Origin of the sequence: Streptomyces dengpaensis (assembly GCF_002946835.1) — a bacterium.
Taxonomy (GTDB): domain Bacteria; phylum Actinomycetota; class Actinomycetes; order Streptomycetales; family Streptomycetaceae; genus Streptomyces; species Streptomyces dengpaensis.
The window spans coordinates 138,894-152,295 of sequence record NZ_CP026652.1; the positions used below are offsets into that span (position 1 = coordinate 138,894).

Genomic DNA, 13,402 nt, shown 5'->3' on the forward strand with positions numbered 1-13,402 from the left:
CGGCGGATCACGGCCGAAGGCCGGCGACCGTGGGCGGCGCCTAGAAGATCACTGAAAATGTTGCGGGTTCTGGCCCCGGCCCGGCCGGGCCGGGGCCAGTCTTGTAGGCATGCAGGGGGAATGGGCCGGGGAGATGGCCGGGCCGGATGTGTGGGAGACCTGCCGGGAGTTGATCCCGGCCGGGAGCGTGTTTGCGTTCCTGGCCGAGCACCGGGAGGCACTGTTCCCGCCGTCGATGTTCGCCGACATGTATCCCTCGTCCAACGGCCGTCCGAGTCTGCCGCCGCAGGTCCTGGCCGCGACCGTGGTGCTGCAGAGCCTGCAGGGGTTGTCGGACTTCGAGACGGTCCAGGAACTGCGGTGTGATCTGCGGTGGAAAGCGGCCTGCGGGCTGGGCTTGTACGACATGGCATTCGATCCGTCGCTGCTGACGTACTTTAGGCGCCGTCTGCGCCACTCGGCCGATCCGATGCGGATCTTCACCAAGGTCAAGGAAGTCGTGGCCGCGACCGGCGTACTCAAGGGCAGGCAGCGGCGGGCGCTGGACTCCACCGTCCTCGATGACGCGGTGGCCACCCAGGACACCGTTACCCAGATCATCTCCGCCATCCGCCGGGTGATCCGCGAGGTCCCCGGAGCCCAGGAGGTGGCCGCAGAGCACTGCCACGCGCACGACTACACCGACCCGGGCAAACCGAAGATCGCCTGGAACGACGAGCAGGCGCGCGCCGCGCTGGTCGATGCGCTGGTCACCGACGCCCTCAACCTGCTCGGGCACCTGCCCGAGCGGGAGCTGGGCGAGAAGGCCGCGAACGCGGTGGGCCTGCTGGCCCTGGTCGCCGGGCAGGACGTCGAGCCGGCCCCCGACTCCGACGGACGCGACGGGCGCTGGCGCATCGCCCAGCGCACCGTGCCCGACCGGACGGTGTCCACCGTCGATCCCGACGCCCGGCACATCCACAAAAACCGCACCCGCCACCAGGACGGCTTCAAAGGACACGTCTCCTTCGAGCCGGAGAGCGGGCTGTTCACCGCCGTCGCCCTCACCGGCGGCTATGGTCCCGGCAGCCACGAAGCGGCCGTTGCCGGTGAACTGCTGGACGGGGAGGACGGCGCATTAACCGTGCTCGGCGACTCCGCCTACGGGACCGGCGACCTGCGCGAACAGTTGCAGGCCGCAGGCCACACCCTGGTCATCAAGCCACCGCCGCTGCGACAGGTGATCCCCGGCGGCTTCACCATCGACGACTTCCGCATCGACCCAGCCGCCGGCACCGCGACCTGCCCGGCCGGACGCACCGCCAACCTCGGCCAGGTCAAAGCGGACGGCGCCCGCACCGCCCAGTTCAAACACCTCTGCGCCGACTGCCCCCTGCGCGGGCGCTGCACCACCTCCAAGACCGGACGCACCCTCAACGTCCATCCCCAGCACCAACTGCTGACCGCCGCCCGGCGAGAGGCGGCCGACCCAGCCTGGCAGGCCGAATACCGCAGATGGCGGCCCCCGGTCGAACGCGCCATCGCCTGGCTGGTCGCCAAGGGCAACCGCCGCGTCCCGCACCGCGGCATCATCGCCAACAACATCTGGCTCCACCACCGCGCCGCCGCCCTCAACCTCCGCCGACTGATCAACCTCGGACTCACCCGAACCGGCACCACCTGGCACCTCACCCCGGCCACCGCATAGCGACAAGGGCCGCCCGGCCCACGGCCGGACAGCCCCAACAACAAGATTTTCAGCAGCCTTCTAGATGATCTATTCCAAGGGGTCAGTGATCGTAGGCGATCAGTGAGCGTAGGACGGTTTGTCCGGTGGCGTCGTTGTGCCAGATCGCGGCGGTCAGCGCGAGGATGCGTTGCATGACGCGGGCTATGACACCTCCGGGTGTGCGCCCTCGGTGCCGTTCGAGGTCAAGCTGTCCCTTGAAGGTCTCGTTGATCGATTCGATGACCTGCCGCAGCGGCTTGAACAGGGCGGCACCAGGCCGTTCCCATTCACCTTTACGGGCAGGCCGCAGCAACTGGACTCCATGCTCGGACAGTTCGCGTTCGAAACCACGGCCGAAGTAGTTCTTGTCGCCGATGAGAGTCTGTCGGGGGCGCTCTCGCAGAAGCTCGCATTCGGCGGCCAGGAGGTCAAGGAGGGTCTCGCGTTCGTCGGCCTTGGCCCCGGTCAGGACGAAGGCGATGGGCAGGCCCTGAAGGGTGCACACCAGGTGCAGGCGCAGGCCCCAGAAAAAGCGGCTGTGGCTGGCGCAGTAGCCGTATTCGGCCCAGCCTGCCAGGTCGGAGCGTTTGACGGTCTCGCGGGAGCGGCCGCATTCCACCGGGGTGGAGTCCACGACCCATACGTCGTCGCTCCACACCGAGATGGTGGCGGCCAGGATCCGGTTGACGCTTCGCATCAGACCGGCGGCCTTGCGCAGCCGCTTGTTGTAGCCGGGCTGCTGGGGCAGGTAGGGGAAGAGGTGGCGCAGGTGGGCACGAGCATGGCGGAGCCATTTGGCCTCGGAGGTGAAGCCGAGTATGGCCTGCATCGTGGCGAGGGTGACCAGTTCGGCATCGCTCAGGCGGGGCGTAATGCCGACCGGCGGGCGCCACGGCGCCAGCCCAGGATGCTCCTTCAGGATGTCGTCGGTCGTCGCATAGAGTGCTGTCGCGAGGGTGTCCACGTCGTTCGTTACAAAACGATCTTGGACACCCTCGTTCTCGTCTCCGCAGGCACCCCTTGGACCACACCACCAGGAGGAACCAGTGTCATACCCGCAACTGCTCACCCCCGAGGAGAGGCTCGCCGACGCGAAGAAGCAGCTGAGCCTCCCGCGTATCGTCGTGATCTGCGGCTCCACCCGCTTCATGACCGAGATGACCGAGGCCGATCTGCGGGAGACCAAAGCCGGAAAGATTGTCGTCAAACCGGGCTGTGACATGAAGTCGCCGCACGAACTTTGGTCCGATCCTGTCGAGGCCGAGGCGCTGAAGGTTCGACTCGACGATCTGCACCGAGCGAAGATCCGGCTCGCTGATGAGGTGCTCGTAGTCGGCGACTACATCGGAGACAGCACCCGAGCCGAAATCGCCTACGCCCGGTCGCTGGGCAAGCCCGTGCGGTTCACGCACCCCGAAGTCGACCCTGACGCCTGACCGCCCGCTGCCACCTCGACAACCAGGGCCGGCAGCCTGCCGCCTGACCGTCTCGCGGTGGCTTCGGCCGCCGCCCACCCCACACCCTCCGCAGGCATCCCTTGGAATTGATCAGGAACTGCCCTACTTCGTCGAGGAGTTCCTCCTCTTGCGGGTACAGCTCGCTGGTGTCGTAGGTGGGGCCGCCGGACAGGTACGGCAGCAGCGGCGCCGTGAGCAGCAATGCGCACAGGGGAGCCCGCCGCCAGACGGGGCGTACGGCGGCCGGGTCCGCCACCTCCCGGATACGCAGGGCGGCCAGTCCGCTGCCCACCAGCGCGGCGGCCAACTCGCCGGAGCGCAGGGAGCTGTCGGCCGCTCCCATCAGAGCGTCCCATCCGGCGTCCCCCAAAGCGTTCAGGCACTCGGCCGGTGCGGTCTCCTTCGCTCCGCATGCCTGCAGGTCGCGTCCGCGGGCGGCGACGATCCACTGGTAGGGGATCGCGTCGGTGCCACGGGGCAGCGTTCCGCGGCCCGCCAGGTATGCCGTGGTCCTGGCCGCGACCCCGTCGATGACGGCGGACGTCCACGCAGAGCGGCGCAGCACCAGTAGGCGACCGCGGGCCGTCGAACAATCCGCCTGTTCCCGGTCCGGTGGGGAACAGGTCGGTCCGCACCCTGCGTTAGGGTTGTGGTCATGCCAGATGGCCCCGTTGTGACGTCGCATCCCGTGGTCGAAGCCGTGCTGGCGCACTACCGCCTGCAGATCGGCCCGGACCTGGACACCTATCGCAACCATGTCTACCGCGGCCTCAACTACCAGCGGCGACTGCTCGGGCGCAAAGAGGTCTCGAACGACCAGGCGCTCACCTGGGCAGTGCACGACCTGGGGATCTGGACCGCACGCACCTTCGACTACCTGGCGCCCTCGGCGGAGCTGGCGCGCCAGCATGCCGGCGAGGCCGAGGTGGCAGACCTGCCGCGGGTCATACAGATGGTGGAACTGCACCACAAGCTGCGCCCCGTGCACGATCCGCTGATCGAGACCTTTCGCAAGGCCGACCGGATCGACGTCATGCGAGGTCATCTCCGCAGCGGTCTCGGACGCCGGGAGGTCGACGAGATCACCGAGGCACTGCCGTACTGCGGGTTCCATCGCTTCCTGCTGCGCGAGGCGACCCGGCACATCACGCGGCACCCGCTCCATCCGCTCCCCATGTTCCGTTGGTAGTCCATCGCATACGCAGACAGAGGGGACCCGATAAATCGCCCGACTTTCCCGGTTACTGACCTTGTCGGATTAGCTTCGGGTGGTCTGGGGTGGGGGTCAGTCCGGTCTCGGTGAGGCAGCCGTCGATGAGTTCGGGATGGCGTTGGATGTGGGCGAGGCCTCGGCGGAGGGTGCGGGTGAGGTGGTCGGGATCGGCGAATGCAATGTTGGCCATCGGCCCTCGCCGTAACAGGGACCAGACGCCTTCCACCGGATTCAAGTCCGGACTGTAGGAAGGAAGTTGGATGACCGTGAGCCAGTCGTGGCCGGCGGCGTACGCGCGCAGTCCGGCGGTGCGATGGGTGTTCAGATTGTCCCAGACGACGACGATCGGGGCGCCGAGTTGCAGGTGCGCGCGGACCAAGAGGTCGCGGTAGTCCTGCCAGGCGAAGCTCTTGCGTGCTCCTTTGAGGAGCGAGTGGAAGCGGGGCCGGTAGATCAGTCGGGACCTCTCGCCGGGCCGGTAGCAGCACATCGCGGCTACCGAGATCCGTCGTCGGGACCGGCCCCGCACTGTGACTATGGGAGTCTGTCCCGGCCGGCCCCACGTGCGGGCTCGTGGCGGCGTCATCGCGAACCCGGCCTCGTCCTCGAAGACGATCCAGGCATCGAGCGCCGCCGCGGTCGTTCCACCTGCGGCCACACGTCCTTCTTCCAGAGCTCGACCGCGCGTTCGTCACGTTCCAGCGCGCGTCGGGCCGGGCTCTGCCAGGACCAGCCGTGGCGGTGCAGGAGTCGCCACACTCCCGCGATAGAGCAGCTGATCTGAAACTGGCGGCCGATCAGTGTTCTGACGCGTTCCAGTGTCCACCGCTGGTCTTCCCAGCCATGCGTGGCCGGACCTTTGGCGAGCTCCTTTTCCAGCAGGGCGAACCGTTCGTCCGACAGCTTCGGCAGTTTCGCGGGTCCCTTCGACTTCAGACCCTCCATACCGCCCTCACGCCAGTTGCGGCGCCATTGCTCCACCGAACGCTCGCTCACCCGCAGTTCTCTGGCGATGTCCGAAGTCTTGGCACCTCGTGCGAACCTCTGCCCGGCGTCCAGCCGGATCCCTTCACGCGCAGCCCGCCGCTTTGTCTTCTCGGAGCCTCCTCGGGGCCGTTTGTTGGGCCGGTAGCTGAGGCCGTTCATGATGACCTGGTGGCTGGTGTTGATCAGCCGGTCCAGGAGTGACTCGGCGACGACGGGGTTGGGGAAGAGCGGATACCAGTCGCTCGGCGCCCGGTTGCTCGTGAGGATCAGGGACCGACCCTGCCGCTCGCTGACCAGCTCGTAGAGGTCGTCGGCCTGGGCCGCGGTGAGCTGGCGCATCGCGAAGTCGTCGAGGATGAGCACGTCGGGACGTACCAACTCGCGCAGCCGACGGTCCCAGGTGCGGTCCGCATGGCCGCCGGCCAGGTCCGCCAGGATGCGGCTGGTCTTCGCGAAGCGGACGTTGGCGTCCTGCCGGATGGCCAGGTGCCCGAGCGCCTGGGCGACGTGTGTCTTCCCGACGCCGACCGGCCCGAACAGAATTATGGACTCGCCGGTGTGCAGCCAGCGCAGGGCGGCGAGGTCGCGGATCTGGGCCGCGGGCAGCTTCGGGGAGGCGGCGAAGTCGAACTCCTCCAGGGTGACCTGCTGCTCGAACTTCGCGCGGTGCAGGCGGCGTTGGAAGGCGACGGTGTCCGGCGGGTGATCTCGTCCTGGCAGAGCGTCTGGAGGAATTCGAGGTGTCCCAGCTCGCCGCCGTGGGCCTGGGCCAGGCGGGCGTCGAGGGTTTCCAGCATGCCCGACAGCTTCAGCGCGCACGAGCGCGCTGGAGCTGATGCTCGCCTCCTGGGCCGAGCAGATCCCGGTGCAGGCACCCGGCGACTGGGTCGGCTTCCAGCTGCGCACCGCCCGCGACTCACCAGAAAGGTGCCCCTGATCCCGCCCCGGATACGAACAAGGCGACGTGGGGCATCCGCAAGCTCTCGCTCAAACCGGCCCTGCGAGGATGCAGCCATGGACGATCGGCGCACATTGGCCGCGGGATGCCAGGATCAGCCGCGACTGTAGACCTGGCGGCCGGCGAAGTACGTCTCGTCGACCTGCGTTCGGTGGATCCGTTCGGGGGCGATCTCGAACAGGTTCTGGTCCAGGACGATGAGGTCGGCCGAGCGCCCGACGGCAATCCGGCCCGCTTCGTCGCCGAGGCCCATCGAGACCGCCGCGTTGTGGGTGTAGATCCTCAACACCGTCTCGAGGTCCAGCCCCTGCTCTCGATTCAGCTCTCCTGGGAAGGAACCGGTCGGGTCGGCGCGCGTCACCATCGCCTCGATGCCGAGCCACGGCGACGGGGTGGGATTCGCGCAGGGCCAGTCCGACCCGGCGACCAGCAGCGCTCCCGTCTCGTCCAGGTCGCGGAACGGCCATATGCGGTCCATCCGCTCGTCGTCGAGCACGGCACGGACCGCCTCCGTGATGGGGTTCGGCCACCACACCGCGGGTGACAGGTCTGCCACGACGCCGAGCTCGGCGAAACGGGGCAGGTCGTCGGGGTGCACAAACGCGACGTGCGCGATCTGGGCGCGAAGGCCCGGACCCCGCAGGTCCCGGACGACCTCGACCGCGTCGAGGATCAGGCGTACGGATCCGTCCCCGAGGGCGTGCAGCTTGACGCCAAGACCACGCCGATGCGCATTGTCGAGCAGGCGCACCAGTTCCGGCATCGTGAAGTAGGTCGTCCCCGCGTAGTGCAAGTCGTGGTGATGGTGGTCTCCGGTGTACGGCTCGAGGAACGCCGCCGTGTACGACATGGGAATGCCGTCGACCACGCCCTTGATGAAGTCGGGCCGCAGATGCGCGGTGCGGTACTCCTCGGCCACGTTGAACAGCTCGTCCCCGACCTCGCCGACGTCGACGACGAAGTCGCGCGCCGGCAACGAGGCCACCACCCACGCGTTTAGCGCCCCGCTCTCGTCGAGGTCACGGAAGGCCGCCAACGCCGTACGGAACGTCGCAGCCTCCTGGGTCGCGGTGATGCCGAACGAGTTCAGAATCTCGATCGCCCGCTCCGCCGACTTCGCCTTCCGCTCCGCCAGATCGGGCATGTGGGCCTGGGCAACCTCCTCGGCATGGCGACATGCCAGCTCCCACAGGACTCCCGTCAACTGCCCCTCGGCGTCGCGAACGTAGAAGCCGCCTTCGGGATCCGGCGTGTCCGCCGTCACGCCCATCAGGTCAAGAGTCCGCGAGTTCACCCATCGGTTGTGCTGTGTGTCGTCGCGCAACAGGACCGGGTGCTCCGGGCTGACCTCGTCGAGTCTGGCCAGGTACGAAGCGTCCTTGATCTCGCCCATCACCAGGCTGCCGACGATGCCGCCGATGATCCACGTGCCGGGCTCGAGGCGCTCCGCCTCGGCGCGCACGATGTCGAGGATCTTCTCGAGGGAGTCCGAGGGGTCGATGGCGACCTCCCAGTAGTCGGCAGCGCCGCCGAGCATGAGGTGCGAGTGTCCGTCGACGATGCCAGGCATCATCATGCGACCACCGAGGTCACGGACGACCGTTCGCTCCTTCGCCAGCGGAAGCACCTCGTCGTCACTCCCGACCGAAACGACGCGGCCGTCGGCGACCGCCACCGCGCTCGCCCAAGGACGATCCGGATCAACCGTGTAGACGGCGGCGTTGTGGAGGATCAGGTCTGGCCCGGCTGCGGTCATGGCGTTGACGTCCCTTCTGGGTCGGCCCGTCGATCGAAGGACCGTTCGGATGGTTGGAGGTGAGCGATCAGCCACGCAGGGCTGAGGCGAAGATGCCGGGCAGCGCGCTCCAGCGCGGCCGGGCGTGGAACGCGACCAGGCGACGGCCGGTGCCGGCCACGGTCCGGTTGGACACGAACCACGGGGGCTTCGGACTGATCGACCACTCCCCGTGGACCAGCGACCGGTGCAGCGGCCGTTGAGCGCCCGATCCAATTCCGCTTGCAGCAGCGGCGGCTCGTCCGCCAGGACTCAGCCCCGTCACGGCACTGCCACATTCCGCTCCGCCTGAACTGCAGGCGGCCCATGACGTGGCCGGCGGCTCTGTCGACTCACCGGGAGCGGAACTCGTCGCACCGATCAGGGAGGGTCCCGAGGGTCCCGGCGTGACTCAGCCTCGCAGGGCCGAGGCGAAGATGGCCGGCAGGGCAGTCCAGCGCGGGCGCGCCGAGAACGCGGTCAGGAGCCTGCCGGTCGTCGCAGCAGTCCGGTTCGTCACGAACCACGCGGGCTTGGGTGAGAGGGCCAACTCGCCGTTGAGGAGGGAACGCGGGGCCGGACGGAAGGGCCCGCGGACCACGGTGCGTTCGGTTCGGTCGAGCAACAGCGCGTTGTGGACCACGCCGATGCCGCTCTGCACGTCCTGGAGCGTGTGTCCGGGAAAGGCGCCCCAGGTCGCGCGGGGGGTGAGGTAGCCGACCCCGGTCCATGCGTTGATGCCGACCGTGCCGTAGCGAAGGTCGGCGACGGCCTGGTCCAGGTGCGGTCCCAGCCGGGCCGCTGTCGAGGGGTGAACGACGATGTTGGCGCCCAGCGTGCCGTACAGACGCTCGTTGGCGAAGGTGACTGCCGCGTCGAGGAAGTCGGCTCCGGCACCGGGCAGCTCGACGAGGCCGAGCACCGGTCCGAAGTACTCGGTGGTGAAGGCGCTCTCCGCGGTGTCGGTCGCGTCCAGGCCCGGCAGCAGAGTGCGCTCGGGCGTCCCGCCGACGGCCTCGGCTGCGGGGTGCAGTGCCCGCGCACCGGAGACCCGGGTCTCACAGCCCGGGTACCACCCCGGCCGTGCGGGGGCCTGCGCCAGTGCCGTCCGCAGAGCCTCGACGAACTCACCCTTCTGCGGCCAGTCGGAGCTGACGACCACCACCTGGGCGGCGACGCAGTTGAACCCGCTGTTGTGCAGCCGTTGTGTGGCGACGTGCTCGGCCTGGAAGCGCAGGTCGGCCTTGGACCAGGTGCCCGGCACGACGATCACCGGGCCGACGCCGCCGAGTTCGCTGGTGATGGGCTTGGTCAGCTGCGGGGCCCCGGCTGCACGGGCGTCGGCTCCGGCCTGCCCCACACCCCACACGATGGCATCGTGCGTCGCCTGGCCGCCGGTCATGTGCACCCGATGCCGAGGCCGTGTTCGCGCGGCACATGGACCGCATCGCCTCTCGGGACCTGATGGCGCAGGGCGAGGACAGCGATGCTCGGACCGCGAGCAGCCACGCCACCGCGACGACGGGACAGCAGAGTTGAACGCGCACACGTTGACTGCTCCCCTCCCTGAAGGGAGGGGATTTTCTCCTTCAGAGTTGAGTGGGGATTCCAGGCTCAGGCCGCCTCCTGGCCCAGCGGGCCAGGAGGTCTTACGCCCTCGATACCTGCCGGGCTCAGACCCGCCCGGACCAGCATCACGTGCGCGGAGTTCTTGTCCCTGGGGCAGACGGCTCCGCACGCGGTGCAGGCATACGTTCTCTCGGAAAGAGGCAGTGCGTGCTTGGTTCTCGCTCCGCACTGCGCACAGTCCATCGTGGTGTGCGCGGGGTGCACCAGGTGCACGATGCGCCCGTGCTTGCGCGCCATCTCCAGCAGTGCCCTCTTCGTGCTGCTGATGGCCGCGTCCGCTGCCTTGCGCGCCATGGTGGTCCTGGCGAGGAACTTGGGCCGGAAGTCCTCTGCCGCTATGGCGTCGTGGTCGCGCACGACCTTCTTGGCCCACTTGCGGCCGGTGTCTTCCCGCTGCCGGGCGACCTTCTTGTGCAGCTGCGCACGGAGCCGCTGTGCCTCCCGGTAGCCCTTCGACCCCGCTTGCCCCTTCTTCGGCTTGCGGCGCGCCATCATCCGGTCGTACCGGGTCAGCTTCGCCTGAGCCTTCTTCCCATGCCCGGCATGCGGAAGGTCGTGGTCGTCGCTGGTGGTGGTTGCGGTCTCCTTCACGCCCCAGTCCACGCCGAGCACCCGGCCCGTCGCCGGGAGCGGCTGGATCTCGGCGGCAACGACGAAGGAGCAGTACCAGTGCCCCACACTGTCTTGGTGGACGCGGACGCTGGACGGGTCGGCCGGAAGGCCGCGGGACCACACCACCGTCAGACTGATGCCGCCGGCCAGATGCAACCGGCCGTCGTTGAGGCGGAAGCCGCGCTTGGTGTAGTTCAAGGTCGCGCGCGCCTCGCGCTTCTTCTTCCAGCGCGGCATCCCTGCCCGCTGCCGCATGGGCAACCGGTCCCTGACGTCCTTGTGGGCCTTGGCACGGGATTTCCCGAAGTCGCGGATGATCTGCTGCTGAGGAACCGAGGATCCGCGGGCCAGCCACGGGGTGGTGCGCCGCGCTTGGGTCAGCATCGTGTCGAGCTGGGCCGGCCCGCATGTCTGCTTCTCGCCGGTCGCCTTGTTGCGCCGGTGCACGGCCTTGGACTTGGCCACGCACTCGTTCCACACCCACCGGCAGCGGTCCCACTCGCCGAGAAGGGCCTTCTCGGCGCCGGCCGAGACGCGAAGACGATAGGTGTACCGGGCGTGCCCTGCACCCTCCGTCATCGCTCCCGCAGCCATGAATCTCAACCTACCCGGGAGGTACGACAGTTGACCCCCATTTGATCTTTGTGGTGCCTCACCTGCGCGAAGGGCGGACGCCCAATCGCCCTGGCGGCGATTCGGCTTTTCCTGCCCTGCTCCGCAGGAGTCCGAATCCTCCCCGGCCTGAAGGCCGGGGCATCCTCGGAGGAACCGGTGACCATCGTGTCCGGGTCGATGCGCAGTGCGTGCATCGGTCCTCCGTGATTGCGCAGCCTGCTGGCCGTGACGTGGCACCGGATGCGCAATCGGTGCGCGGTGGCGGAGTTACTGCTGCGCGCTGGTGTGGTGGCGGATGAGGGCCTGCCAGCGGCGCTCGAAGTCTGCGGCGTTCTCGGTGATGTAGTCGGTGGTTACGGGCTTGTTGTACTGAGCGGTGATACCGCGGGCTGCGCACTCCTGCGCAACGGCGTCGGGCGCAGGCTGTTCGCTGCGCATCCGGTACTCGGCCCAGGCGTTGTAGACGCGGGACGGCAGGAAGTAGCGGCGCAGATTGCCAGGGCTGACGGGTTTGCCGCCCCGGCCGTACATGTCCTGCTGTGCGAGATAGGCGGACAGTTCCTCGGCTGTCGGCTCGTCGCCGTGCTCGGTCTGGTATCCCGTCCACGCCAGGTAGTAGCGGTCGGCTGTGGTGAGGACCGCGCCCTCTCCCGCTGTCTTCTCCGGACCTGGCGGCGGGGCATCGATGGGGGCGTTCACCCGCGGGATGCGCTTCTCCTTGGCGGCCTGCGCACCCGCACCGGCGGACGCTGCCTCGGGCTCCTCCTCCGGGAGGACCTCGTCGGCGGCCTGCTCGCCGGGATCGGCGGATGCCTTTTCGGCGGGTGGCTCGCTGCTGCCGACCTCGCGCTCCTGGAAGCTCGCGACGAAGGCTGCCAAGTCGTCGCCGGTGATGGGTCGACCGCCGTCTCCCGTGATGGAGTCCCGCTCATACACGTACGCGGCGAGGGCAGCGGCATCCGGGTACGTGCCGTACTCCTGCACGTAGGTGCGCCAGCGGCTGTGGAAGTAGTCGTACCACGAATGGTCGGCCGGCTCCCCTTGGTCGGCGTCTGCGGGCCCTTGGCCATCGGGCGCATAGCGCGCATGGAGGACCTGGAGCAGGGGCTGCACCTGGTCCTGGGAGAGCGGGGCGCCGGATCCCGTGGAGATGCCATAGGTGTCGCGGAGCCAGAAGGCCCACTGCGACGGGGTCGGTTCGACTTGGAATTGGGTGAGGAACGCCTGGTAGGCCTCGGCGAACCGCTCGGCGGCTTCCTCGGCCGACTCCTGCGGTTCCTCCAGCTGCTCGGGAACCGGAGTTGAGACCGGGGGCTGAACCGGTTCCGGCTCCGCACTCTCCAGCTCGGCCGATGTCTGCTCGTGCTCTGCTGCCGTCTCGAGTGTGGTGTCTTCCGGCCGCCTGAGGGCGGGGACCCGCTCGACGGTGAACAGGATCGGTGGCTCCTCGATGCCAGCGGCGGCGAGACCAGCGGGCGCGGTCTCGGCGAGCGGGACGCCGTACCGGGCCAGGCGGAGCGGCATCAGCGCTTCGACGGGGGCCTTGCGCCTCCATGCGCGGCCGAAGCGTGAGCGGAGGCTGGCCTGGTAGACCAGGCGTTCCTGCTCCAGCTTGATGACCTGTTCGTAGGAGCGGAGCTCCCAGAGCTTCATGCGCCGCCACAGCAGGAACGTGGGCACGGGCGAAAGGAGCCAGCGGGTGAGGCGGACGCCTTCCATGTGCTTGTCCGCGGTGATGTCGGCGATCCGGCCGATCGCGTGCCGGGCCGCCTCGACCGCGACCACGAACAGGATCGGGATCACGCTGTGCATGCCCACGCCCAGCGGGTCCGGCCAGGCCGCCGCACCGTTGAACGCGATCGTCGCCGCCGACAGCAGCCACGCCGTCTGGCGCAGCAGCGGGAAGGGGATCCTGATCCAGGTCAGGAGCAGGTCCAGGGCGAGGAGGACGCAGATGCCCGCGTCGATACCGATCGGGAAGACATAGGAGAAGTTCCCGAAGCCCTTCTGGAGAGCGAGCTCGCGGACGGCTGCGTACGAACCCGCGAAGCCGATCGCGGCGATGATCACGGCGCCCGTCACGACCACACCGATGAGGACCTGGTGTGTCCGGGTCAGCTGGGGTATCTCACCGTTTCCCGCAGCCACGTCCCACTCCCCTGTTCGAGCCTCACAACTGAGCAGCTCTCACACTCCCATGATCTGTGTGGTGCTGTGTGTATGAGGAGCACCCTGCTTCAGATCGTCAACGGAAAGTAATCGCTTGGGACTTGGTACCGGTTGATCTTCCGTCGACCGGTACCAAGTCACGACGGAGCGCCCAGGGGCCTCACCGTTTTGTCAAGGCAGCGATACGTGTTCGGGTGCGGCGACCGATGCGGGGACGTTCTCGGAACCTGGTGCGCTGGCTGCACGCGCTGGATCAGCGGGATCCGGGAGGAAGCAGAAC

10 protein-coding genes and 1 pseudogene are annotated in these 13,402 nt (G+C 68.4%); 3 read left to right on the forward strand and 8 right to left on the reverse strand.

What is annotated here, in order from left to right; genetic code table 11:
• Positions 1-109: 109 nt before the first annotated feature.
• Positions 110-1,687 carry an IS1182 family transposase gene (locus C4B68_RS00660; RefSeq protein WP_099506840.1) on the forward strand — a complete coding sequence of 526 codons (1,578 nt, stop codon included), beginning with the start codon at positions 110-112 and terminating at the stop codon, positions 1,685-1,687.
• Between the two features lie 82 nt (positions 1,688-1,769).
• Here the strand turns inward: C4B68_RS00660 and C4B68_RS00665 are convergent, their stop codons facing one another.
• The gene (locus C4B68_RS00665; RefSeq protein ID WP_099506787.1) at positions 1,770-2,672 is read right to left on the reverse strand and encodes an IS982 family transposase; all 903 of its coding nucleotides are present in this window, start codon (positions 2,670-2,672) and stop codon (positions 1,770-1,772) included.
• Between the two features lie 82 nt (positions 2,673-2,754).
• On the opposite strand from C4B68_RS00665, the gene C4B68_RS00670 reads away from it, so the two are divergent.
• Positions 2,755-3,144, forward strand: coding sequence for a hypothetical protein (locus C4B68_RS00670; protein WP_099506786.1), 390 nt, complete (start codon positions 2,755-2,757; stop codon positions 3,142-3,144).
• Here the strand turns inward: C4B68_RS00670 and C4B68_RS00675 are convergent.
• Complete coding sequence (locus C4B68_RS00675; protein WP_099506785.1) at positions 3,113-3,730, reverse strand: hypothetical protein; 618 nt, start codon at positions 3,728-3,730, stop codon at positions 3,113-3,115. The two genes, C4B68_RS00670 and C4B68_RS00675, sit on opposite strands and share 32 nt — an antisense overlap.
• 90 nt (positions 3,731-3,820) lie before the next feature.
• Here C4B68_RS00675 and C4B68_RS00680 point away from each other — a divergent pair, with 90 nt between their 5' ends.
• A complete protein-coding gene (locus C4B68_RS00680; RefSeq protein ID WP_099506788.1) occupies positions 3,821-4,354 on the forward strand; it encodes a hypothetical protein in 534 nt (177 codons plus the stop codon).
• Positions 4,355-4,406: 52 nt separating this feature from the next.
• Here C4B68_RS00680 and C4B68_RS44550 read toward each other — a convergent pair.
• The 6 genes and pseudogenes from C4B68_RS44550 to C4B68_RS42700 all read right to left on the reverse strand — a co-directional run bounded on the left by C4B68_RS44550 (position 4,407) and on the right by C4B68_RS42700 (position 13,101).
• Positions 4,407-5,443, reverse strand: a protein-coding gene (locus C4B68_RS44550; RefSeq protein ID WP_441349335.1) for an IS630 family transposase whose coding sequence is annotated in 2 segments (ribosomal slippage) — positions 4,407-5,036 and positions 5,039-5,443 — 1,035 coding nt in all. Because the reading frame shifts where the segments join, the coding sequence is not laid out codon by codon here.
• A gap of 27 nt (positions 5,444-5,470) precedes the next feature.
• Positions 5,471-6,162, reverse strand: a pseudogene (istB, locus tag C4B68_RS42355) (IS21-like element helper ATPase IstB); the annotation flags it as partial.
• Between the two features lie 255 nt (positions 6,163-6,417).
• On the reverse strand, positions 6,418-8,079 hold the full coding sequence (locus tag C4B68_RS00695) for an amidohydrolase (protein WP_099506783.1): 1,662 nt from the start codon (positions 8,077-8,079) through the stop codon (positions 6,418-6,420).
• A gap of 430 nt (positions 8,080-8,509) precedes the next feature.
• Entirely contained in the window at positions 8,510-9,499 is a 990-nt protein-coding gene (locus tag C4B68_RS00705) for an aldehyde dehydrogenase family protein (RefSeq protein ID WP_099506782.1), read from the reverse strand.
• 212 nt (positions 9,500-9,711) lie between these two features.
• Positions 9,712-10,932: an RNA-guided endonuclease InsQ/TnpB family protein gene (locus tag C4B68_RS00710; RefSeq protein WP_104879931.1), complete on the reverse strand. Its 1,221-nt coding sequence runs from the start codon at positions 10,930-10,932 to the stop codon at positions 9,712-9,714.
• A 288-nt stretch (positions 10,933-11,220) separates the two neighbouring features.
• Entirely contained in the window at positions 11,221-13,101 is a 1,881-nt protein-coding gene (locus tag C4B68_RS42700) for a DUF2637 domain-containing protein (protein ID WP_240634102.1), read from the reverse strand.
• Between the last annotated feature and the right edge of the window lie 301 nt (positions 13,102-13,402).

Bases quoted from the DNA above. Each gene is read 5' to 3' on its own strand.
- C4B68_RS00710 (WP_104879931.1), bottom strand. From the start codon at position 10,932: ATGGCTGCGGGAGCGATGACGGAGGGTGCAGGGCACGCCCGGTACACC.
- C4B68_RS00705 (WP_099506782.1), bottom strand. From the start codon at position 9,499: ATGACCGGCGGCCAGGCGACGCACGATGCCATCGTGTGGGGTGTGGGG.
- C4B68_RS00680 (WP_099506788.1), top strand. From the start codon at position 3,821: ATGCCAGATGGCCCCGTTGTGACGTCGCATCCCGTGGTCGAAGCCGTG.
- C4B68_RS00695 (WP_099506783.1), bottom strand. From the start codon at position 8,079: ATGACCGCAGCCGGGCCAGACCTGATCCTCCACAACGCCGCCGTCTAC.
- C4B68_RS00660 (WP_099506840.1), top strand. From the start codon at position 110: ATGCAGGGGGAATGGGCCGGGGAGATGGCCGGGCCGGATGTGTGGGAG.